Origin of the sequence: Clostridium uliginosum (genome assembly GCF_900112485.1) — a bacterium.
In the GTDB taxonomy this organism is placed as follows: Bacteria; Bacillota; Clostridia; order Clostridiales; family Clostridiaceae; genus Clostridium; species Clostridium uliginosum.
Map to the genome: position 1 here is coordinate 62,388 of NZ_FOMG01000002.1, position 25,339 is coordinate 87,726.

A 25,339-nucleotide genomic window follows, 5' to 3' on the forward strand; every position below is an offset into this window, starting at 1 on the left:
TTTTATATACATATTTTTATTTATACTTAAATCATAACTTTTTGATTTTTATTTAAAATAACTTTTTAAATGTATTTTAATAAGTTTATTATACTTACTATTTTACTCTTAGTCAATATTTTTCAGTAAACTTTTACACAATTATTTAAAGTGGTAGTTATGACTTAATAACTACCACTTTTAATTTATACATATCGTGTCGTGGATTTCATGGTAAGGCGAAGCGTTACCTATATACCCTCGACCTTCTTATTAAGTTTTAAAAGATACTAATGCCATTTTTTTATCTAGCTCTCACCATTAAAGGCCCGGAATTTAAAGATACCTATCTAAGATAGTTCTAATACTCCAGTATAAAGCTGATAATATTTCCCCTTTTTCTTTATTAGCTCCTCATGTGTGCCTCTCTCAATTACTCTACCATACTCCAATACCATTATAGCATCAGCATTTCTTATAGTTGAAAGTCTGTGAGCAATAACAAATACAGTTCTTCCCTTCATTAAACTGTCCATTCCATTTTGAACAATTGCTTCAGTTCGAGTATCTATGCTAGAAGTTGCTTCATCTAATATCAACACTGGTGGGTCAGCTACTGCTGCTCTTGCAATAGCTAATAGCTGTCTCTGACCTTGTGATAATTCTTCTCCATCTCCTAAAATCATTGTTTTATATCCATCTGGTAAAAGTTGAATAAACTTATCTGCATTAGCTAGCTTTGCCGCAGCATAAATTTCTTCATCAGTAGCATTTAACCTTCCATAACGAATATTATCCATAATTGTTCCTGTAAAAAGATGTGTGTCTTGAAGTACTATTCCCAATGATCTTCTTAAATCATCTTTTTTAATCTTATTAATATTAATATCATCATAACGAATCTTTCCATCTTGTATATCATAAAAACGGTTAATTAAATTAGTGATTGTAGTTTTACCTGCACCTGTAGATCCAACAAATGCGACTTTTTGTCCAGGTTCAGCATCTAATGTAATATTATGTAGTACCATTTTATCATCATTATAACCAAAACTCATATCAAAAAATTCAACATCTCCAAGCAATTGTGTATAGGTGATACTTCCATCATTATGTGGATGTTTCCACGCCCAAATTCCTGTTCTTTTTTCTGATTCAACTAGATTATCATTATGATCAAATTGTGCATTTACTAAAGTTACATATCCCTCATCATTCTCCACTTCTTCATCCATTAAATCAAAAATTCTTTCTGCACCTGCCAATGCCATAACAATAGAATTAAATTGTTGAGAAATTTGACTAAAAGGCATATTAAAACTTCTTGTAAACTGTAAAAATGAAGCAATTGCACCAAGGGTTAAGCTACCTACTCCACTTATTGATAGAAGTCCACCAATAATAGCCGTTAGAACATATTGCAGATTCCCAAGGTTACTCATAATTGGCATAATAACATTTGCATATTTATTTGCATTAGTAGCACTATTACAAAGTCTTTCGTTAAGATAATCAAATTGAAACTTAGTTTCTTCCTCACGGCAAAAAACCTTGATTACCTTTTGCCCACCCATCATTTCTTCAATATAACCATTTACTCTACCTAAGTCATATTGTTGCTTAATAAAATACTTTCCACTTTTACCTCCAAGTATTTTAGTAAGCAGTGTCATAATACCTACAATTACAACTGCAACCAAAGACAAATGTATACTTATTGCAAGCATTACACAAAAAATCGTAACAACTGTAACAAGTGCAGAAAATACCTGTGGGATACTTTGACTAATCATCTGTCTTAAAGTATCTGTATCATTAGTATAAAGACTCATTAATTCACCATGTGAATTTGTATCAAAATACCTAATTGGAAATCTTTGCATATGTTCAAACATTTCATCACGAATTCGTTTTAAGACGCCTTGTCCTATATTAACCATCAACTGATTATAAATATAAGTACAAATTACACCAATATAATAAAGTACTGCTAGTTCCAATACAGTATGGGACAAATAAGTAAGATTAGGATTCTGCTGTCCAAGTAATGGGGTAATAAAATCATCTATCAAATACATTAAAAATAATGGACCAGCCAGTCCAGCCAATGCACTAATAATGATTGTAACAACTACAAAAGTAAACTGCATTTTAAAAGTACTTGCTACATATCCCATTAATCTTTTTGCTGTTTTTCCATAATGATTTTTCTTTTGCAAATTATTCTTCATCATTACTTCCCCCCTTAACCTGAGATTTATATACTTCCTGATAAATCTTATTACTCTTTAACAATTCATCTGGTGTTCCAATAGCGTCAATTCTTCCATTGTCAAAAACAATTATTTTGTCTGCATCTTCAATAGAAGAAATACGCTGTGCAATAATAATTTTTGTTGTATTAGGTATTTCCTCACGAAAAGCCTTACGAATTAAAGCATCAGTTTTTGTATCAACTGCACTAGTAGAATCATCCAAAATTAAGATCTTAGGTTTTTTCAATAAAGCTCTTGCAATACAAAGCCTCTGTTTTTGTCCACCAGACACATTCGTGCCACCTTGATCTAACACAGTATCATATCCATTTGTAAGGCTCTGAACAAACTCATGTGCTTGTGCTAGTTTGCAGACACGAATAATTTCTTCATCTGGTGCATTCTGATTACCCCATTTAAGATTATCTCTAATTGTCCCAGAAAACAGCACATTTTTTTGTAATACCATCGCAACTTCATTACGAAGTGTTTCCAAATCATATTCCCTAAGGTCTAAGCCTCCAACTTTAATACACCCTGAAGTGACATCATATAAACGTGGAATTAATTGAACAAAGGTTGTTTTTGCACTGCCTGTCCCCCCAATTATCCCAATAGTTTCTCCAGATGCTATATGAACATTTAGTTCTTTTAGTGCTAACTTTTTAGAATCTCCTATATAACTGAAATGTACATTTTCAAAATCTATATCTCCACTTTCTACAGTATAAATAGGATTTTTAATATTCTTTAAATCACTTGTTTCATTTAATACTTCCACAATTCTTTTTGAAGATGTTTCTGCCATTATAATCATTACAAACACCATTGAAAGCATCATTAAACTAGAAAGTATTTGAGTTACATATACAATCATACTCATAAGTTGTCCTGTAGTCATTGTCTCAGAAATAATAAGCTTTGCACCTAGCCATGATATCAATAAAATGCTTGTATACATGGCAAACTGCATAAGGGGACTATTAAAGGCTACTATCTTTTCTGCAGATTTAAATTGATGATAAACGTCATTTGATATTTCATGGAATTTTTCATTCTCATGATCTTCTCTGACATAAGCCTTCACAACACGAACTGCAGTCAAATTTTCCTGAACAACACTATTTAATTTATCATAACGTTTGAATACTTTTTCAAAATATGGATGTGCCTTTATTACAATCCAGAAAAGACCAAATCCAAGAATAGGAATTACAAAAAGAAAAACAATAGATAACTTCAAGTTAATACCCATTGCCATAATTAATGCGAAGATAAGCATAATTGGCCCACGAATTAATATACGAATAACCATTTGGTAAGCATTTTGTACATTTGTAACATCGGTTGTAAGTCTTGTTACAAGACTAGCTGTGGAAAATTTATCAATGTTAGAGAAAGAAAAGTTCTGGATATTATAGAACATGTCTTTTCTAAGATTTTTTGCAAACCCAGCTGAAGCTCTTGCTGCAAATTTACCTGATAATGCTCCAAAACATAATGACATTATTGCTGCAATTACCAATATGAAACCAATTTTTATAATGTAAGGCATATCTCCGTTTGCCATACCAACATCAATAATATTAGCCATGAAAAGTGGAATAAGCACTTCCATCACCACTTCTAACACAACAAATAACGGGGTGATCAAAGAATCTTTTTTATATTCTCTGACTGATCCCGATAATTTTTTTAACATAATTAATTCCTCCTTATCTAGTTAAAATATAATTGTAAGGAACCTAACTATATGTGTAAAATTTTTTTATTTTTTTATTCCAAGTTTTTTGACATTTGATTTATAACTTTAAAAAATAATTCTAAGTCCTTATCTGAGATATTTCTTTTTAACTTTTCCTCTAATAAATGTATTTCCTGTAACACTTGTCCTTTCATCTGCATAGCTTTCTCAGTTATGATGATTTTTTTTAACCTTGCATCATATGAAACACTCTCACGTCTTATTAAATTATTCTGCTCCATTAATTGAAGAACTCCAGTAGCAGAAGAACGTCGAAGATTGAATTCTTCCTCAATATCTTTTTGAAAAATATCTATTTCCTGAGACTGTGCCAAAATAAAGTGAAGAACTTTTCTTTGAACACCAGTAACTCCATTAACAGAAGTAGTGTTATCAAATTGTCGTCTTATTTGGTTAGAAAGAATACTTATCCTTCTTCCTACATCATTATTATTATTCATTATTTACCTCCATAAATAATTGTTAGGTTGCTAACATATATGATAATAGCAATTTTTTCTATTGTCAAGTTTTTATTGACTTGTAATCACCAATACTGTTCAAATCATACCCTTCACTTAAAGCTTATGCCAAACAAAAAGTTAATGAGTTGTCATATTGATATGCTCCCTTTATAGTAGACAGTTAAAATAATAAAACTGTTTCTAGAAAGTGGGTATTTTGATAGTTCTCTAATGCTTGTACTAGAAGTTTACTTTCTAAAATTTATTTACAAAGATGAATAACGTAAACTTCTTCCGTGAATAATAAAAAATAAAGTAAGGTGGTGATGCTAATGGGTAATTCTCAATACAACAAGAACAAGAATGATAAGAGTAATACTGACAAAAATAAAAATAACAATAACAAAGATAAAGGCAATAATAAAGTAAAATAAAATATATTGCAAATATACTTTGTATAAGTCGAGGAAATCTGCTCATAACAGTAAGCAAAGTGACAGCAAATCCATTTTTAAAATGAAAAAGTAGCCCTTTGTGACTACTTTTTTTGATGTTGCTCCATTATTGAATTATGCTTATATTAACTCAAAACTTCAGTAATAAAGAAATAAAACATAAGTTAAAGAATAAATAAAGTATCAGATATAATAATATAAACATTAACTGGTATAAAATATTTATATTAATTTTAAATTACTTGAAAAAAGTCTACGTTACTATAGGTGCGGTTCACCTTTATAGCTACTAAAATTATTTAGATTTTTGCTTTTAATATAATATATTTTCAAAGTGCTTTTTATGTTCTTTAGCTATAAGAGGTTTGATTTCTTGTATATCTTTATAGAACTTAAACATCAAACCAGCGGTAGTAGCTTGAGCCATTGTTAAAACCTTTGAAGTAATTATGTGAAACCTAACTTGCCTATTTTGCACATGGGAATGCTTTCTGTATATATTTATGGCTTCTTTGCTATTAAAATCAATATAATGTTTTAAGGAATTAAAATATATTCCCCCTTCTTGAATTTTAAACTCATCATGATATCTATGGGTTCTAATTACCCAATTCTCATAACTTTTATGATTATTTAATAAGTGAACATTAGCATGTTGAGGAACTGTCAAGTCTTGAATTAAATGACAGGCAACACCTAAATAGAACATTGAATCTTTAATGTTACCATGGAAATATTCATTTAATGCTCTAGTATAGTAAGATATGCCTTCTTTTTTTGCATCACTACTACCGTATAATCCCTTGTTCGTATATGGATTATAAAAATGATTACTGCTTTTTAAATCCTGATCAGCCCAAACTACTCCAGCATTAATATCACTTATATATGATTTCATAAGTTTATAAGCTTCTATATGTCCATCATTTTTTAATACTATTAAAGACTGATTATTTATAAATTTATGAACTATACACTCAGCTTTCATTATTCTCTTCTTTACAGGATTTACAGTTTTTAGTACTTTTTTAAATACGTATGAATATGATTTTTCTAAAACTTTCATAATTATCATCCCTATGAATATATTTGTAATCTAAATTATTATAAACATATATTTTACTATTATTCATGTGGCATGTGAAGAAACTGTATGCCTTCATGCTATAAAATTGAATAATAAAATTATTTATGAAGATTACGGATTCACTATAAACAAGTGTGATAGTAATAGAGTGTTGAAATTTCTGATTAAAAAAGTAAAGAAATAGAAATAATAAGTATAAATAAAATTAGGAGGGAAATTATGAAAGTTAAAATAGTAGATCCTAGAACAAATATGTGTAGAGAAGTAAATTTGCCTATGGAGGAACTTGAGATTAAGAGAGTACAGGGTGAGGTTCTTGATAAAGATAAGGATGGGATTCTTCTGCTTGCTAGGGACCTTGAATTTTATGATGAGGAGGATAACAGGCTTAATGAAGATATTTTTAAGATAAATAAGGATTTAAAAGGGTAAATTCTAAAAGGAACTGTTATTTTACAACAGCTCTTTTTTACTTGATTTTTATGATTGGTTTATGTATGGTGGAGGCGAACCACGATATTTGTATCCTCGACTCCACCATATTTTTTATGCAAAACTACCTTTCCTTGTTATCTAGCATGTTTTGAGATAACACTTTTTCTTTCTTACTTATATAACAAATTCTTTTGTTGAAAAATAAGAAGTACCTCTTTATATACTTCTTATCATTCTACTTTTAACTGTTATATCATATAAGAACATTATGTAATAACATATTAGACAAGAATTAAACTAAATTTATTCTCCATTCCTCTAAGTTATAACAAAATGTGTATTAATAATAACGGATATTTTGGTTTCAGTATTGAAAATTCAATTAGTTACTTGTCGCTTTTTATACTATTGATATGCTTTTATATTTAATAATTCATCAAGAGTAACTATTTTATAACCCTTTTTTTTAAGACCTTCTATTATAACAGGCAGAGCCTCTAGCGTTGCTTTTTTATCCCCATCGGAATGCATTAGAACAATATCCCCATCCCGAGCATTATCTAATACATTCTTTGTAATGTTTGAGCTTTCCTTTTGAGACCAATCAAGGGTATCAATGGACCAGATTACTATTTTATAATTGTTTTTTACAATTTCATCTATGCTGTTTTGAGAAAGTGCACCGTAAGGTGGTCTTATAATAGCTGGTCTTTTATTTATTAGTGAAAATATCCTATCTCCAGTACTTTCTATCTCACTATCAATCACTTCAGCCTTTTTATTAGATAAATCGACATGAGTTAAAGAATGATTCAAAATAAGGTTTCCTTCATTATAAGCTCTTTTTACTACCTCTGGATATAATATAACATTTTTTCCAATGAAGAAAAATGATGCTCTCACATTTTCGGCTTTAAGAACATCTAATATTTTAGGAGTTACAATTCCATCAGGACCATCATCGAAGGTTAAAGCTATTTGTTTTTTTTCCGTGGAGCCATTAATATATACCGAAGTTTTATTTTTCTTTGCAAGTTCTATAATACCATTCCTCCACCTCTTCATGTTTTCCTTTTCTTTTTTAGTAAGATTCTTTGATTCTCCAAGTATAGGTAAATATATAGGGACGTTAGAAAGCTTATTAGTACTATTCTGATTAATTAATTTATCACTAGAATTCTTATAATCTTCTTTAGTGCTGGTACTACCTAAAACATTACTTTGTCTTTTCATTTTTTTCTCCTAACTAATACAAGTAGTTTAATTTGATTTTTCTTTATTCTTATTTGCAAATTTCTGCATTTCATATATCGTGTCAAGACCAAATACTTTTATCTGATCCTTCCTATTTAATATACGAGATAATAACTGCAATAGTTCACTTTAAATTACTATTCTTCATGTTATATTACATATTTTTCAAGTATTTCTTCTCTAGTTAAATATATGACTTTCTTATACACAGTTTCTCCCTTAGCAACAGAAAAGACCACGTTGAATACTACTTCAACGTGGTCTTTAAATACTATGACTTCATCTACAAAGTCTTGTATGAATTTTTTTACATTCGGAAAATAAATTTTTCAGTAGAGTGTTAAACAGCAAATTAAAGTATTGCATTTAAGTCAAATTATTTAATCTTAAAAAGCTTATTTAATGGATTATTACAACAATAACAGGTGACAAGTTAAATGATCATGAATATATATTATATCGTGAGGATAAAAGCAATAATACAGCATTTTATGAATGTGTAAGAGTTGGAAAAAGATATATATCTATATAGATATATATTTCCTACCATAAGTAAATCAAAAATCTAGATTCTATGAAATACGCTTTTTTCTCCAATCTTTTAATGCTTCAATATCATCATTAATCTTATATGCTTTTTCTTTATATAACAAAATTAAATTATTCTGCTCTTTCAAATTGTTAGTGATTGCTACAATGCTATTTTTTATTACACCTTCATACTTCATAATCTGTTCATCTATAACATTCATAAATCTTCTTACATATGAATTACTGCTTTCTATATCTAAATCCTCATTACATTTATCAATTATCATATCTTGTGTATCAAATAATGAATCCACATATGAATCCCATATCTGTTTCTTTATATCTTCTATATTTTCATTGGAAGATCCAAAAAATTTGCTTCCTATATATCCTCCTATTAAAGCTCCTATAGGACCAAACATCATTCCGATACCTGCGCCAATAAGTGCTATTTTAACATTATATCCGGAATTTACATTAATATTATCTATTGAGCTGATATTATGTACATTCAGATTTGTGCTATATCTTAAAAGCTCTTTGCTATCAAAGACTCCATTAAATGAAAGCTGCTTATATAGTTCCTGAAAGACTTTTATAATTTCATTTATAATTTCTTCACCTATCATCGATAATTCTTTATACTTAATTTCGCTAATTGAATCAACTGCATCACCTAGAATTGTTTCTGCATAAGATTTAGCATTGCTAAGTTCAGTTTTTGTTTCTGCCATTTGAATCCAGTTTAAATATTTATTTTTAGTATATTCAAATTGTTCTTTTATATCAGTATCAAGTTTACTTATATAATTATCTTTAAGCAGAATAAGTTTTCCAAATACTTCATTTTCAATATGATCTCTAAATAATTTAGGGGCACTAGGAAGAGATGTATTTAACTTCCTTTCTTTATCCTCAAGTCTTTCAATGGACTTAATATAATTTGGCATTATCTTTTCTGATACTCTTATTGCTTCTTTTGCTGCCATATTAATTAATAAATCTAATTTTTTGCTATCAGACTCCTGAAACACTGCTTCTTTTACCTTTGAAACATTATTATAATATTCCTTTATTTTTTCTTTATATGATTCCTTATATACAGATGTAATAGGATATACGTACGCATCTTCAATATCCAAGTGACGTTTTATCTCTATCTGTACTCTGCCTATAAGCTCTCCTGCTACCTTCTCAATAAGAAACTCTTCACTTTCTTCGCTATTATCAAGGTCTTCATCATATGTAACAGAATCCATTTTATTTAATAAAAATATTACCTTTCCAGCCTCATCTTCAATTAAATCAAGTATTTTCATTTCATTCTTTTTAAGTGCATTTCTTGCATCAATAAGAAAAAGACATACATGTGCATTTAATATTTCCTTTTTTGCTATATCAGTTCTCTTTTCATTTGCATTAAATCCAGGAGTATCTACAATTACAACATTTTCTGGCAAGTCTTCTATTGGCAAGTAAACTTTTACTTTATTTACCCATACTAAAGTTTCTTCACCTACTTTAGTATGCTTGGCTACAAAATCACGTGGATTGATATTTTCTAATGTTTGTAATTTTTCATCTTCAGCAGATAGAGTCTCAAGTAATTCAATGTTATCATAGTTACTTTCAACATCTGCATTCTTATTAAACCAGGTTCCTTTATTGGTATTATATGCACTTCTAACATTATTTTCTTTATCCAATACTTCAATAGATATCTTCTGCCCTTTTCTTATCTCAGTTGCTACTCCTGTTGCTTCTTCCTGAGTTGAAAAAAATAAATCTGTGTTAAACATAGCATTTAAAAATGTAGTTTTTCCTGCGCTCGTTTCACCAACTACTGCTATTCTAAGTTCATTATTTTCTAATTTATCTTCTATTCTATTTATAGACTCTATTATTTCCAAACTTTTTCCTTGCTCTATTTGATTTTGATCTTCTGCTATTGATTTAAATCTTGAAATAACACTGTTTATTAAATTTAATGCATCATACTCATTTTCAATTTCCTTAGTTATATTTTTATTACTTTCAAGTAGCTCATGAATCCATTTTACTTTATCTTTTGGTATAGAATAAATAGCTTTTTTCATTTCATGATAAGAGTCTAATGCCCATGCTTCATAGAAGTCAGCTATATTTCCAGAATATAAATATATCTCATGAAAACTTGTAATAGTCCATTGTCTTAAATATTTTCTTAGTTCAGTAACTTTTTTTAAGCACTCTCTTTTCTTATCAACTAATATATGAATTTCAAAGCATAAAATATAATAAACTATATAAGCTAAATATTCACGGTCATTAAAAAATCTTCTTTCCTGTCCATCAATTAATTTTTCTATTTCATTTAACTGTATTAATAATTCAACTGGTGTATAGCTTTTATTACGAAGTTTTGCAAACAAAGTAAATATTTTATGAGTACATTCTAATTTATAATTATCTGCTATTGAATATTCCTCAATAAATTCAATACTATAATCTTCAATTTTAGATAATTCTTCTTCATCAAATTTCAGATTTCCTAATTCTCGAAAGTTATTGTCATATAAACATTTTTCTAAATTATTACCCCAATCCCTTGCAAATTTCAATGGATCTTTTTTTAATTCATTAAAATGACCAGTCATTATATCTGAATTTTCTTTTTCATTTTCATCTTTTGCTTTTAATGCTTTTAATGATAGCATTTTACATCCCAAATCAAAAATAGCATCTAAAAGTTTTGATTTATTATCTGGCCCATAATACTTTATACAGAATTTAAAACTTAACAATATTGAATCATTAATATTTCCTTTTTTAAGAAGAGCTTTTATAATATTTAATGCATATAACATCATCAATTCATTATTATCTTCCATATTTGACTTTATGTATGATAATAAATTCCTATCAATATTATCTAAATTGCTGCTAATTGAAGGTAGATAATTAAGGGCCTCCTTATTCCAGTCAATAGAAATAACTTCATTTATTAAGCTTTCCTGACTACAGCAGCTTAATTTTTCAAAATTTCCTGCTACTAATAAAGCTACAACATCTTGCTTTCCCATCATCTTATAAACTTTATTTTGTATAATTTGTGTTATCCCATTTAAAGGATCGAGTTTGTCAGCTTCTTTTAGACATTTAAGTGAATCTTCAAATTTATATTTATAAGCAAGGTCTACTGCCCTATCTATCATTGGATAAATACATTGCATTGGATACTTATATCTATATATTTGAACTGAATCAAAGTTTTCTAAAAGCTTATCATAATTTTCACTATTTAAGATTAATAAATCATAATCTTTTTCCAGCTCATTATAACTTTCCATGTTAGTTATTTTTAAATGAACATTCTTATTATTATCAAAATATAAATTTCTTATATAATCTAATAAAGCAAGATTATATACTCCTCTTTCAGTTACAAAACCTACTCTGTGACTGCTTATAAAAAACGTCACTTTAGTTTCTTCACTTATATCGCAATATTTACATATAACCTTTTCCTGTCCTTCATAAAATATATCTTCATCGTCTATTTTAAATTTAAATAAAAGTGCCTTTAATATTTTGTTATTTACATCCACACTTTTCATTGTATAGGGCCTCCACGTTTCTATAATAATGATGGAAATGAAATATTATTTACATTATGTAACGGGTCAACATTTACACCATTAAAAACATTATCATGCCATGATATATGATTTCCATGTAAATCTGTAAAAACACCACCGTCTGCCGTAGGTGATGCATGTCCTATATAACTGTTATGATCATTATAATAATCAATACTATGATCAGCATTCATGTGAGATGAAGCAATCATATGATTATTTGAATCATATATATTATCTCCCCCAAATCCATTAGCATCACTATGGCCTATTATATGATTATTTGAATCATAATAAGTCTCATGTCCGTAACTATTAGACTGTGAATGTCCACTAACATGATTATTATCATCATAATATGTCTGTCCTTCAAATATATTTGATGTACTGTGGTTAAAGTAAGTATTATCCATTATTTTCTCCCCTTTATTTTCTATATATTATTTACTAATAATTCAAGTTCTGTTTTTAGTTGTTCTAGTTTTTCATTTTTATTTTTCAGTTGCATATCATTATTTTCCTGTGGTTCTATATTTAACTTTAAATTTAATTCACTATTATTATTCTCATTCATGATTCTTACATTTTCAAAAAGTTTATCAAAACATTTATCAATTGATTCATGAACACCCTGTGAATATTGTCCTAAAGTTTCTTTTAAATAATCTGGCATTTTTCCAATTAATTCAGCTCTTAACTGCTCATTTTCTTTTTCCCTTTTAGACACACTTATTATTTGACCTGCTGCCCCTCCAAGTATCGTTCCTATTCCAGGCATAAAAATCATCCCAATAACAGATCCTATAGTAATTGGTAGCATATTTTTAACAAAAGGATTTAGGTCTTCACTTGGTTTATAATCAAGCTGCCATTCTGGAATCTCAACGCCTTCAAATTTTAATTCTTCCATAATTGGAATCTTAAAATTTTTATTATACTCATTAACAATATGATTGGTGATCTTAGATAAATACATATAAATTTCCCTTGCCTTTTCTTCACCAAATCTTCTAAGCTGCTTTTCTATTACTACAGGCATTATTCTTTCATAATAATTTTTAACATTATTATCGATCCTTAGGGCATCTATACAGTCTTTTGTAAGATTCTTCAAGAAAACTTCAAAGGATTTATCAAATATTTCATGAAGTGTAGTTCTCCCTACATATTCTCCACTTAAGATTAATTGATCGAATTTCACTTCATTTTGCTTACACATAGCCAATACTTTAGTTTGGGCCTGTTGAAGTTTTTCTCTATCTAAAGCATTTATAGACTGAATGTTTCCTATTTCATCTATAACAAGCTTTACTGCATACTTAAGATTTTCTTTTTCAGAGTATTCTTTTAAGTTTTCTGCATCATATCTTAATTCATTAATATAATCTAAAAGATTAGTTTTATATGAATTAATTACTCCTTCTCTCTCAGACTTAAAAACTTTCCTTGATGAATATGGCATAATAGGCGCATTATATCCTAAAACTTTATTTATTCTTGATTTTGCTCCTTCTATAGATTCTTCTAACTCATCTTCATCCAGCCTGTCTGCTTTTGATATTATAAACATTAATGCTTGTAATTTATATGTAAGTATTTTGGTCTCTAAAAATTCTGATTCGCTTTTAGTTAATGGAGATGCAGCATCTAGTAAAAATATTGCGGCATCACAGCTTGGAAGAATATTTTTTGTAACTTCTACTCTTGACTTAGATATATCATTAACACCTGGTGTATCTATTATTACCATACCTGTTTTTAAAAGTTCATTACAAATTCCTATTTTTATGTGACTTATATTATCTGTATCAATACTACTTTCAGCAGTAAATTTTTCTAGATTCTCTTTAGTTAATTCATACCTTTCACTTTCTCTGTCAGTAAAGATAACTTCACAATATTCCTCATAAGAATACTCTAATACATTTATTGTAGCTGTTGTAGGTAATATATCACTTGGAAGAAGATCTTGTCCTAAAATTGAATTTATCATTGTTGATTTTCCTCTTTTAAATTCTCCAACAAATGCTAAATAGAATCTATTATCTTGTTCTTTACGGATTATTGACTTACATAATCTTTCTGCTGCATTACATGGCACCTGTTTTAATACCTGCTGTAATACTAATACTTTTTCATATATTGAACTCATTTTTTAATTCTCCTTCAAATTCCTGTAATTTCAAAACTATGCCATTACAATTTTCTATTTTTTCTTTTATTTCAACTTTTGAATTATCAAGATTTTCTTTTCTATTTTTCAAATCTTTTTCTTTATTTCCGAGACTTTTTTCTATCATGATTAACCTATTATTAAGCACTTCCTTATATTCACATGATATCTCATTGATTTCATGTGCTGCTATTTCACCTGCTTTAGCTTGTGATTTACTTATAATTGCATCAATTTGTACAATTATATTTTTCATGAAATTTCTAGCATGATTTTTAGCTTCATCTCCTGATTTTGATTCTTTAAGTACATCATCTATGTAATTTGCCCCTACTACTGCTATTATCACTCCAACAGGACCACCAAAAAGTGCCGCTCCTACAAGTCCACATACTCCACCTAAAGCTAAAGACCTCACATCTGCCTCTTCATTTTTTTCTTTTTTAGAATTATTATTTGAAGTATAAGTTAACTCATCGATATCTTTAACCTCTAAATTTACCTGATTATTAGATGTAGTTATTAAACTTGTTTCTAAATTATTTTCTTTTAATATTTTATTTAAATTATTATAGAATTTTTCTTGAAGTTTTTCCTTGTGGTCATAAATAATTTTGCTTAACTTTTCTGTAATACTTCTAATTCCTGATGATAAGTCTGTTTTCAACATATTCAATTTTTCTTCACTGTTTATGGTATTAGCTTGATTAACTAATTTTACTTTTAACTTATCAAATTCAGTTTTAGATACACTGGTTATTTCCTTCTGTAGTTCGATTTTTTCTTTTTCAATGATCAACATTATATCCTTAAGATTTATTGTTAATATATTAGCTTCTGTAGCTAATTTTTCAAATAAAAAATCTAATTCCTCATTTGAACATTCTAATTTTAAAAGCTCACCCTTTAAATATGCTTGGATATCATTACATATATTTTTTAATCTTTTTATATGCTGTGGCATCTTTCCAGCTACTGCATTATTTGATACAAATTTTATAGCTTCACTTTCAAAACTTTTGAATGATTTTTCCCATTCTGAATCAATATTTTTATGTCTTGCTTTTAATGTTTCCCTTGCTGATACCCCAAAAACCTTTGGATATTCAAGTTCTGGAAGGGTTTCCTTTATAATGCCTATAATATGTTCCCTTATTCTCTTATAATTATTTCCATCAGGCATTTCATCAATATCATCAATTCTATTGATTACAAATAATAATCTATTAATATCATTTTTTAATACCTTATCTTTTATAAATCTACGTTCGCTCTCAGATAAAGGCTGCTGAGAATCAAGCAAAACTATACACACATCTGCCTGAGACAAATATTTAAATGTAACTTCTTCTCTTGCCTCATCCAAATCATTAACACCTGGAGTATCCACAAGCACACAGTTCCATTCTTCTAGATTACCACTGACATTTAATTTTATTCTTTCAATTTGTGCTACTTCTTCATTTTTAACTGTAACAAAATTATCTAAAAAATCTTTTAGCTTTTCATTTGGCAAATCAATTGTCTCACTATCCCTATCTCTGTAATATACATTCATATTATTGAGATTACTTCCTTCTAGTATATTTATTGTAGCCGTTGTAGGATTTACACTAGATGGAAGAATTTGTTTCCCTAAAATAGCATTTATAAAAGTAGATTTTCCACGGCTAAATTCTCCAACTACAAGAATATTCATCTTCTCATCATTTAAACGCTCTTTAGCAGAAGTTATCCTGTCTATAAAAAATTGTTCAAATGCACTATCTACTAATTCCTCTGTAATTTTATGTAATTCATCTTTTATTTCAATAAATCTATTGTCATTTATCATTTTTTATTCTCCAGTACAAAATATATAATATAATCATATTTTACCATAATCAATATTACATGTTAAATAATTACTTTATAAAACCATTTAAGCAAGCACCTACATATAAAGTTTCTGCTGCAATTAGCATATTTTCTGTTGCTGCTGCACAATCTGCTTAAGACATAAATTCGTTATTTTCTCCTGAAACTATGATAACTGTTAAATGGTGGTATGAATATTCACCAAATATGCCCATAAAAGATGTGGTAAATATAATTATGGATAATATTAAATTCGGAATGCATCATGCTTTTTGCAAAATTTCTAACCCTATTAATAGATAACATTCCTAATGTATAAGATAAAAATAACCCAAGACAACACTTACATTAGTATTGTCTTGGGTTTCATGATGGAGGAGAAGTGCGACCTTTAAAATCCACTATACTGTGAAAAAGTAAATTCATCTCCTAATTCATATATTCCTTTCTATGCCTTGTTCTATTTCTTTTATTATCCCATAAAAAAAGTCCTATTTTATATTATCTTCAGTTATATATTATTTACTTCAAATCTATTTATTCTAATTTTAAACTTTTAGTCATCTTCATTAATTTTCATTTTTAATTCAAATCATGTAATTATTCTCTTTTAAATTAGTAAAATTTCACAAATTCATCAACTGGCTTTCTGTATCCTCTAATTTTACTGCTACTCTTGTCCATTTTTCCCATAGTAATCATGATAACTGGTACTTCATTGTCTGGAATATTTAATAATTGACTAATCTTAGCCTTATCAAAATATATCATTGGGCATGTATCCCAGTCTTTATTTTTAGCTAGTAGCATAAATAGCATTGCTGATAAAGAAGCATTTCTTATAGCTTCATCATGCTGAAAACTTTCTCCCCAGCCTTCATAGAGATTTTTAATAGTATCAATCATGATATTATATTCAGTTTTATCAAGCATTCCAAGCATCATTGATCCTTCATAAATTTTATCTGCTGACAAATAAGCATGCTTGTCCCCTGTAACTATTATTGTTGCTGAAGCAGTTTTGGTTTTATATTGTTTAAATGCCGCATCATAAACTTTCTCTGTCAGTGCTTTATTTTCTACAACATAGTATCTAGCGTGTTGTAAATTAAAAGCAGAAGGCGCTAATGAAAGTTCTCTAAATATATCATTAAAATCCTCTCTAGGTATGGTAATATTTTCAATAAATTTATTAGCTGATCTTCTTTCTCTCACAATTTTTAAAAAATCGTTCATCATTTTAATCCACCTCTTTTGATATGTTTTTGTTTTATATACGAAATCCTATATTCATAAAAGCCAGTATGTGATTGCACACTGGCTTTTATGTATAAAGTATTAATCTTAGTATTTATTTAAGAACAGTTTACTTAAATACCTTGACACGTTCTTCTAACGGTTGGTACTCCTTTTCCTTTGGCTCTGCTGTTGGTTTTCCAAATGGCATTTGTCCAATAAGCTTCCAATTATCAGGTATGTTCCATTCTTTCTTTACATCATTTTCAATAAGTTCATTATAATGTTGTAATGATGCTCCAAATCCTTCAGTTTCTAATGCAGTCCAAATAACAAATTGATGCATTCCATTTGTTTGTTGAGCCCAAATTGGGAAATTATCTTTATAGAGAGCAAATTTTTGTTGCAGATCTTCTACTATACTATTATCGTCATAGAACAATACTGTCCCATATCCATTTTTAAATGAATTTATTTTATCTTCAGTAGTACTAAATTGATCAGCTGGTATAACTTTTCTCAAAGCTTCTTTTGTAATATCCCATAATTTATCATGATGAGTTCCTAATACTAACACTACTCTTGTACTTTGTGAATTAAATGCTGATGGAGTATATTTAACAGCATGGTCTACAATCTCTTTAATTCTATCATCTGAAACCACGGCCTCCTTGCTAATTCCATAAAATGAACGTCTATCTGCCACAGCAGTAAAAAAATCTTTTGACATTAATCATTCCTCCTAATTTATATATATATGTTCTATTAAAGATACTACATATATTTGTTAACTGTATGATAAATTAACTGTAGAATATTAATTAGAACTTATATAAAATGTTATTTTTTAATATAATTAATATATACATATTTAATATTAATATTCTTTTTTCATTTCTAAAATTAAAATATGGGAAGTTTCTTTTCCTTGGATTAAAATATCTTCCTCAATTATTTTCATTCCATCTCTATCATTTAACTCAATATCATTTATTATAGAAGTGCCCTCTATCTGAACTAGATATGCCTGTCTTCCTTCTTTAACCGTGAAATTAACCTCTTTTTCTTTTCCAAGTTCTAAAGAATAAACATTCATATCTTGATTTATTTTTATTGGTGCATTTCCATCTTTTCTTGAAATCATATGAAGCCATTTGTTTTGTCTATCAGTCCAATTAAACCTATAGTCTCCATATTCAGGATTATATCCTTGCTTATCTGGCAAAATCCATATCTGTAATAATCTCAATGTATCTTCTCTAAAGTTAAATTCACTATGATACACTCTGGTTCCCGCACTCATGTATTGAACATGACCACGAGTTATTGTGTTTTTATTACCCATGCTATCTTCATGTGTAAGTTCCCCATTAATTACATATGTTATTATTTCCATATCTTTATGAGGGTGAGTATCAAATCCAGTGTCAGGTTTAATTAAATCATCATTTATAACTCTTAAAGCTCCAAATCTCATATTATATGGATTGTAATATTCTGCAAAAGAAAAATGGAATTTAGTTCTTAGCCATCCAAGATTACTATTACCCATGTCGTCACTTTTTATCTTACTTAACATTCTATATCCCTCCTCCTGATTATTATTTAGAATTTTAACTTAAAACATTACTGAGCCATTCTATAATAACTTTACTATCTTACAAAAAATTATTTTAGTATTTTATTCAAGTTAGTTACATTTAGTAACTAACTTGAATTGATTATTACACATTTATTATAATTAGTCAAGACCTTTTTTATAATAAATATTCAGAAATGTTTTTAAACTTTCCTTTTTATTTAGACAAAAATAAAAAGAATCCCTAAAATTAAAAGGAGATTCTTTATAAGTTTTTACATTGTGTTAATTACATCCATTTTTCGGCCCATTTTTGAATTTCGTCCATAACAACTTGCAGCTCATACCCTTTTTCTGTTAGTTCATACTCTATACGTACTGGAGTTTCTGGATAAACTTTTCTAATAATAAGTCCTTCCTTCTCCAGTTCCTTAAATCTTTCTGTAAGCATACGAGCGCTCATATTAGGAATTGCTTCTGCTATATCCGAAAATCGATTTTGTCCATTCAATAATGTTCTTATAATCAATCCGGTCCATCTCTTTCCTAATAATTCAAAAGCATTTTCAAACCTTGGGCACATGTGATATTTTTCCATATCTAATCACCACCTGCTATTATTCTATCATACTTAATTAATAAAAATAAGTAGCTTATAATATTATACCAACACAATGGTTTCGATAGGATTGGAAATACATGAAAATTTTCACTTTTATCATTGGCTTATTTAAAATTCGTTTAATTATACTATACTTATACCTACTAACTTTGCTTATAACTTTCACGCCTTGACTATTTTTAAGCAAAGAAAAAGACACATTGAAGATAACTTCAATGTGTCTTTATAAACTACAACTTCTTTTACAAAGTCTCTTGTTACCTATTTATCTCCATGACTCACCACTGAATGATTTGACTAAATCTTTTCAGAATGGATTTTCACCATTTATATTACATACCCTTGCTCAGCCTCACCGGTTCACCTTTATTAATTCTAAAACATTTTTTATTTATACCTTTTTAATACATTCTTCCTTTTTCAAATGTATATAAACTAAAACAACCCACAAAAATCCAAATTTTAGATTTTCGTGGGTTTCATGGTGGAGGCGAGGGGTATCGAACCCCTGTCCGAAAATAGCTGAATCTGAATTTCTCCGAGTGCAGTCTATAATTTAAAATTCCCTCGAGATAGCGCCTATAGACAGGCTCCATCTTTTGGTAGCTTCATAAATACCCCTTTAGCTCAAAGCTTTGCTAAACTTCGTTTCCTACTTAATGACACCAGTTATCCAAGCCGTAGGCAACTCGGGCTGATGAGTAGCTTATATTAAGCTGCTAATGCAAAATTGTCTTCTGCGTTTACATTTATTGCATACTTGATTAACGAGGACACATGCTTCCCTCGACTCGCTTAACAAACCCATCCTACCCCCGTCGAAGCCAAAACGCCCCCATGTTAATAAGATGTTTGTAAATGTAGATATTCAATTTTGTTTCTGTTTCTAAATTATATAGCATTAAAATTTTTATGTCAAATTATAAATTATTCCTTTTTAAGTTTATTATTTATATATATCTATTATTTAAATTTTATGCTTATTAACTCTTGTCATTCCATCTTTTTTACTTCCAATAATTCTCTAGAAATATCACTTCTATTTACTTACTATAATATTTTTATTCATAAAAAAAATCATCATTTCCGTTTCAAATGCAACAGAATTTCTAGTTATACTGTATTATAATTAAAGCATCAAATGAAACATTTTATAAGTAAACTGTTAGCAAATAGTATGTTTAAAAATTAATAAAAATACAGATATATATGGGGGTAAATTATGATAAGAAAAGTAATTAAAATTGATGAACTTAAATGTAATGGTTGTGGGCTTTGTGTTTCCGCATGTCATGAAAGTGCAATTGGACTAGTTGATGGTAAAGCAAAATTATTACGTGACGATTATTGTGATGGGCTTGGAGATTGTTTACCTTCCTGTCCAACAAATGCAATTTCTTTTGAAGAGAGAGAAGCTTTAGAATATGATGAAGAGGCAGTAAAACTTAATATTCAAAAGAAAGAAGCTGAAAAAAAATCTATAAATTCACCTTGTGGATGTCCTGGAACACAGGCAAAAGCAATTGAACATAAGACCTCTTCTAATGAATGTACAGTTGAGACTATGTCTTCTCAATTAAATCAATGGCCCGTTCAAATTAAACTTGTATCTCCAACTGCATCATATTTAAAAAATGCTAATCTTTTAATTGCAGCTGATTGTACTGCATATGCTTATGGAGATTTTCATAATCGCTTTATTAAAAATAAGATTACTCTTATTGGATGTCCTAAACTTGATGAAGGTGATTATTCAGAAAAACTAACTGAAATTTTAAAACATAATGATATAAAAAGTCTTACAGTTGTACGTATGGAAGTTCCTTGTTGTGGCGGTATTGTAAATGCGGTTAAAAATGCACTTATGGCAAGTGGTAAACTTATTCCATGGCAAATCGTTACTATTTCAACTAATGGACAAATTATAGAGTAAATCTTTCATATTAAGGCACGTGAAAGAAAATAATAGACCAAAGATGCGTCGTATATTTGGTGTCAGACAAGAAGGCAAGTTTAGTTAATAGCGAGCTATTAGCTGAATTTGCTGACGTAGTATGACGCAAAATAGACAAGCATACTGGTCTATTATTTTTTTAAATGTGCCTAACAAAGGCAACGATTTTTTTCATCGTTGCCTTTACTTGATTGTCTAGTTCAAAAAATTCTAATAATTTTTGACTAGTTCTTTATTTTACAATACCTTATGTATTTTTTTCATTTATAAAATAAATTATTCCCCTATGAATAATTTTTCTACTAATTCATATTCATTATAAATATCTTTTTTAATATTCTCAAATAATTGTTGCATATTCTGGAAGCTAGTAAGCGTATCGATGATTCTATTTAATTTGAAGCCACTGAAAAAGTATCATTTTCTCTAAAATCAAACCTTATAGACCGCATGGCTACGTTGTGATTTTATTAAAATAGTGACTTCTTCAGTGGCATCTTTAATTTAAGAATCATCTTTTCTATATATTAATCTATGTTTCAGTTTTTCTTATTATAATTTTATTGATGTAATCCAAATCCACTTATAACTAATACTGCCCAATCATTTTTTTCACTTTCAATCCACTTATATTCAATATCAAGTGTCTTAAGCCATGCATTAAGTCCATTGCTTTTTTTACTCACATTTGGCGCTCTTCTTCCAAACGTTTCTTTTATAGTATTTAGTAATTCTGTTTGCTCACTTTCTCCAAGGTTCTTGTCTAATACTTCTTGTATAACCTTGCAGCACTCTTCATATGATTTACTATCTTCATAATATAATTCATCTGCTAAAATTTGTCTTTTCTTATTTAAAGTATCAATAACTTCATTAATTTCTTCTACATTTGATAAATATTTCTTAGCTACTTTCATAGATTCAATATCATTATCTATTCTGATTATAGATTTTTCTAATTTTTCATTTCTCATTTTCACTTCTCACTTTACATTTTTATTTAAGCATTAGTTAATGCTGATGAGTTTATTATATCACATATACAACATCCTATTATTTGCCATTGACTTTCACTTTTAAATAAACTATACTAAGTACATAGCTTAGAAATTTAATATCGCGGGGTGGAGCAGTTGGTAGCTCGTCGGGCTCATAACCCGAAGGTCATAGGTTCAAGTCCTGTCTCCGCAACCATAGAGAAACACACTATAATTGTAGTGTGTTTTTTATTATATAAAAGTTTATTCTTAATGAATTTTACACAATTCTTTTCAAATATAATTCACAAACTCTCCTCCTCTAGATTCTAAATGCAATTAAAATTATTTTACCATCTAAATACATATCAATATGTTTTCCTTATTTATCTATTATATTTATGAACATTTAAATATTATCTATATAAGAAATTATAATATTTTTTATATACTATTGACAAATTATAACTCCAGTTGTACTATTGTATTAATTAGTTAGTACAATAGTACAAAGGAGATGACAATATGATATGGGAATTTAAGGATGAACGTCCAATCTATATACAACTAATGGAACAGATACAACTTAAAATTGTATCAAACATGTATAAAGCAGGAGAAAAAATTCCATCTGTAAGAGATTTGGCAAGTGAAGCATCTGTTAACCCAAATACTATGCAAAAAGCACTTACAGAATTAGAAAGAAAAGGTTTGGTGTTCAGCCAAAGAACAAGTGGTCGATTTATTACGGAGGATGTACAGATGATTAACAATATGAGAAATGATTTAGCAAAAGAAAAAATTCAAGAATTCTTTTTTAGCATGGGAAAAATAGGTTATAACAAAAAAGAAACAATTGAAATTGTAGAAAAAATAGTAAAGGAGATTAACTAATGGATAATCCTATATTAGAATGTAAAAACTTAGTAAAACATTATGGCGGAAAAGAGGCATTAAAAGGAATAGACTTAACAATTAATCGTGGTAGAATTGTAGGACTTTTAGGTCCAAATGGTAGTGGTAAAAGTACATTAATAAAACTTGCAAATTCACTATTAACTCCAACAAGTGGCGAAATATTAATTGGTGGAAATAAACCTGGTATTGAAACAAAAAAAATTGTTTCTTATCTTCCTGAAAGAACTTATCTAAATGATTGGATGAGAGTTTCTGATATAATTAACTTTTTTAAAGACTTTTATGATGATTTCAATTGTGATAAAGCCTATGACATGCTAAAAAAATTAAATATAAACCCTATTGATAAACTAAAAACTATGTCTAAAGGTACAAAGGAAAAGGTACAACTTATTTTAGTAATGAGCAGAGAAGCAGAACTTTATTTATTAGATGAACCAATAGCCGGTGTTGATCCAGCTGCTAGAGATTATATTTTAAATACAATTATTAGCAATTATAATGAAAATGCAACTGTTATTATTTGTACGCATCTTATTTCAGATATCGAGCAAATATTAGATGATGTAGTCTTTATCTCTTACGGAGAAATATTCTTATCCAAAAGTGTTGACGAAATCAGAGAAGAGCATAAAAAGAGTGTTGACGCTCTATTTAGGGAGGTATTTAAATGTTAGGAAAATTAATTAAATATGAAATAAAGGCAACCGGAAGAACTCTTTTACCACTTTATGCAGTACTTTTGATCTTTGCACTTATAAATAAAATCTTTATTGGTGATAATCTTCATGCAGCTAGTTCTAATTTTCTAGGTGGAATACCTTTTATGCTTAGTATGTTGGCTTACATATGTACTATGGTAGCAATTTTCATAGTTACATTTTTTGTAATCATACAACGATTTTATAAAAATCTACTTGGTGATCAAGGCTATTTAATGCACACATTACCTGTGTCTTGTTCTAAAAATATCACAAGTAAACTTTTAGTTGCAGTAATTTGGAGTATAATAAGTACTATTGTAGCAATAACTTCAATAATTATTATGGCATTTAATCCTACAATGTTTGTTCAATTTTTCAAAGACCTTGCAAATGCATTATCACAAATAAATGCACATTTTGGAATCAGTGCATATATGGTAGGTATTGAATTTATAATAGCAGCATTACTACAAGTAGCAGTTGGTACAATGATGATTTATGCTTCTATTTCAATAGGTCATTTATTTAACAAGAGAAAAATACTATCTTCATTCGGTGCATTTATATTATTAAATATTATTATGAATACAATTGTTTCTGTTTTAGGAATAAATTTTTCATCTAAATTAGAAGCATATTTTAATATAGCTTCAAATTCTTCACTTGCACCCCTACACGTAGTTTTCGGTTTAGCTATTATAATTAATATAATTTTCTTTATATGTTATTTTGTAATAACGAACTATATTATAAAAAATAAATTAAATTTAGAATAAAAAAGTTTTTATTTGATATTATAAAAAAAGAGTTGAGATTTTATTTAATCTCAACTCTTTTTTATTTATAATTATTATATTTTTATAGTTTTTTACCTACTGTCCACTCTAAAGCACCTACTGGTACGTTTTCCCCTATTAACTTTGATAAAACTTCAACTATATCACTAAGATTTGGTAACATGCTTATTGTTGTTGTATCAGATTCTACATATCCCCATGATTTATTTAATCTTTCTATTCTCTTATCTCTTAATTTTTCTAATCTATAATTAAGTAATCGTACTATATCTTTGTCTGTAATATCTTCAAGTAATATTAATCTATCAGATCTAGAATCCCATAATATATTCATATAAGCATTATTATACTTTTGACACATATCCATCGCTTCAAGCTCTGTATATTCTTTGTCTACACTTATCGTAAAGGTCTTTAGCTTAAGTACATAGTTATTTCCTAATAATGTGATTATATATAAATTACCCAATATGTAATCACTTGTTATGTTTTCTATTTTTAATATACTTGTATTCTCGCCATTCATTATATTATACATTTTACATTACCCCTTTTACATAGTTCAATTATATTTAAGTGTATATTTTTTATTGAATTTGATTACATATTATCTGACATTTTTAGTTCTACTTATAGTTTTTTTAAGTTTTGTAATTATCAATTTGTCGATTTTTATATATTTTTACTATTAAATTTTTATT

Annotated in this window: 20 protein-coding genes, 1 tRNA gene and 1 other RNA gene; 6 read left to right on the forward strand and 16 right to left on the reverse strand. The window is 28.3% G+C overall.

Features of this window, described 5'->3' with window-relative positions; all coding sequences use genetic code 11:
* Positions 1-329 precede the first annotated feature (329 nt).
* From BM027_RS01810 to BM027_RS01825, 4 genes are all read right to left on the reverse strand, one after another.
* Positions 330-2,213, reverse strand: coding sequence for an ABC transporter ATP-binding protein (locus BM027_RS01810; protein WP_090088262.1), 1,884 nt, complete (start codon positions 2,211-2,213; stop codon positions 330-332).
* A complete protein-coding gene (locus tag BM027_RS01815) occupies positions 2,200-3,936 on the reverse strand; it encodes an ABC transporter ATP-binding protein (protein ID WP_090088263.1) in 1,737 nt (578 codons plus the stop codon). The genes BM027_RS01810 and BM027_RS01815 overlap by 14 nt, the downstream gene beginning before the upstream one ends.
* Before the next feature lie 74 nt (positions 3,937-4,010).
* The gene (locus BM027_RS01820) at positions 4,011-4,439 is read right to left on the reverse strand and encodes a MarR family winged helix-turn-helix transcriptional regulator (RefSeq protein WP_090088265.1); all 429 of its coding nucleotides are present in this window, start codon (positions 4,437-4,439) and stop codon (positions 4,011-4,013) included.
* A 771-nt stretch (positions 4,440-5,210) separates the two neighbouring features.
* Positions 5,211-5,963: a zinc dependent phospholipase C family protein gene (locus BM027_RS01825; RefSeq protein ID WP_090088267.1), complete on the reverse strand. Its 753-nt coding sequence runs from the start codon at positions 5,961-5,963 to the stop codon at positions 5,211-5,213.
* A gap of 240 nt (positions 5,964-6,203) precedes the next feature.
* On the opposite strand from BM027_RS01825, the gene BM027_RS01830 reads away from it, so the two are divergent.
* On the forward strand, positions 6,204-6,416 hold the full coding sequence (locus BM027_RS01830) for a hypothetical protein (protein ID WP_090088268.1): 213 nt from the start codon (positions 6,204-6,206) through the stop codon (positions 6,414-6,416).
* Positions 6,417-6,824: 408 nt separating this feature from the next.
* On the opposite strand, the gene BM027_RS01835 is transcribed toward BM027_RS01830, so the two are convergent.
* The 10 genes from BM027_RS01835 to ssrA all read right to left on the reverse strand — a co-directional run bounded on the left by BM027_RS01835 (position 6,825) and on the right by ssrA (position 20,125).
* Entirely contained in the window at positions 6,825-7,652 is an 828-nt protein-coding gene (locus BM027_RS01835; RefSeq protein WP_090088269.1) for a polysaccharide deacetylase family protein, read from the reverse strand.
* Positions 7,653-8,245: 593 nt separating this feature from the next.
* Entirely contained in the window at positions 8,246-11,800 is a 3,555-nt protein-coding gene (locus BM027_RS01840; RefSeq protein WP_090088271.1) for a dynamin family protein, read from the reverse strand.
* Between the two features lie 20 nt (positions 11,801-11,820).
* A complete protein-coding gene (locus tag BM027_RS01845; RefSeq protein WP_090088273.1) occupies positions 11,821-12,234 on the reverse strand; it encodes a hypothetical protein in 414 nt (137 codons plus the stop codon).
* A 20-nt stretch (positions 12,235-12,254) separates the two neighbouring features.
* A complete protein-coding gene (locus BM027_RS01850; RefSeq protein WP_090088276.1) occupies positions 12,255-13,973 on the reverse strand; it encodes a dynamin family protein in 1,719 nt (572 codons plus the stop codon).
* Positions 13,957-15,828, reverse strand: coding sequence for a dynamin family protein (locus BM027_RS01855; protein WP_090088278.1), 1,872 nt, complete (start codon positions 15,826-15,828; stop codon positions 13,957-13,959). Before BM027_RS01855 ends, BM027_RS01850 begins: the two co-directional genes overlap by 17 nt.
* Positions 15,829-16,466: 638 nt before the next feature.
* Positions 16,467-17,087, reverse strand: coding sequence for a nitroreductase family protein (locus BM027_RS01860; RefSeq protein WP_090088587.1), 621 nt, complete (start codon positions 17,085-17,087; stop codon positions 16,467-16,469).
* Between the two features lie 130 nt (positions 17,088-17,217).
* Positions 17,218-17,817, reverse strand: coding sequence for a nitroreductase family protein (locus tag BM027_RS01865; protein WP_090088279.1), 600 nt, complete (start codon positions 17,815-17,817; stop codon positions 17,218-17,220).
* Between the two features lie 147 nt (positions 17,818-17,964).
* On the reverse strand, positions 17,965-18,666 hold the full coding sequence (locus BM027_RS01870) for a pirin family protein (protein WP_090088280.1): 702 nt from the start codon (positions 18,664-18,666) through the stop codon (positions 17,965-17,967).
* 289 nt (positions 18,667-18,955) lie between these two features.
* Complete coding sequence (locus BM027_RS01875; RefSeq protein ID WP_090088282.1) at positions 18,956-19,264, reverse strand: winged helix-turn-helix transcriptional regulator; 309 nt, start codon at positions 19,262-19,264, stop codon at positions 18,956-18,958.
* 506 nt (positions 19,265-19,770) lie between these two features.
* Positions 19,771-20,125: a transfer-messenger RNA gene (gene ssrA / locus BM027_RS01880) on the reverse strand.
* Between the two features lie 385 nt (positions 20,126-20,510).
* On the opposite strand from ssrA, the gene BM027_RS01885 reads away from it, so the two are divergent.
* Positions 20,511-21,221: an ATP-binding protein gene (locus tag BM027_RS01885; protein ID WP_090088283.1), complete on the forward strand. Its 711-nt coding sequence runs from the start codon at positions 20,511-20,513 to the stop codon at positions 21,219-21,221.
* A gap of 581 nt (positions 21,222-21,802) precedes the next feature.
* Here the strand turns inward: BM027_RS01885 and BM027_RS01890 are convergent.
* Entirely contained in the window at positions 21,803-22,216 is a 414-nt protein-coding gene (locus BM027_RS01890; RefSeq protein ID WP_090088284.1) for a hypothetical protein, read from the reverse strand.
* A gap of 144 nt (positions 22,217-22,360) precedes the next feature.
* Here BM027_RS01890 and BM027_RS01895 point away from each other — a divergent pair.
* The 4 genes from BM027_RS01895 (at position 22,361) to BM027_RS01910 (ending at position 24,617) form a co-directional block, all read left to right on the forward strand.
* Positions 22,361-22,436, forward strand: a tRNA-Met gene (locus BM027_RS01895).
* A gap of 308 nt (positions 22,437-22,744) precedes the next feature.
* Positions 22,745-23,113, forward strand: coding sequence for a GntR family transcriptional regulator (locus BM027_RS01900; protein WP_090088285.1), 369 nt, complete (start codon positions 22,745-22,747; stop codon positions 23,111-23,113).
* Positions 23,113-23,814, forward strand: a complete 702-nt coding sequence (locus BM027_RS01905; protein ID WP_090088286.1) for an ABC transporter ATP-binding protein — start codon at positions 23,113-23,115, stop codon at positions 23,812-23,814. The genes BM027_RS01900 and BM027_RS01905 overlap by 1 nt, the downstream gene beginning before the upstream one ends.
* Positions 23,808-24,617 carry an ABC transporter permease gene (locus tag BM027_RS01910; protein WP_090088287.1) on the forward strand — a complete coding sequence of 270 codons (810 nt, stop codon included), beginning with the start codon at positions 23,808-23,810 and terminating at the stop codon, positions 24,615-24,617. The genes BM027_RS01905 and BM027_RS01910 overlap by 7 nt, the downstream gene beginning before the upstream one ends.
* Positions 24,618-24,699: 82 nt before the next feature.
* On the opposite strand, the gene BM027_RS01915 is transcribed toward BM027_RS01910, so the two are convergent.
* On the reverse strand, positions 24,700-25,176 hold the full coding sequence (locus tag BM027_RS01915; protein ID WP_090088289.1) for a hypothetical protein: 477 nt from the start codon (positions 25,174-25,176) through the stop codon (positions 24,700-24,702).
* Positions 25,177-25,339 lie beyond the last annotated feature (163 nt).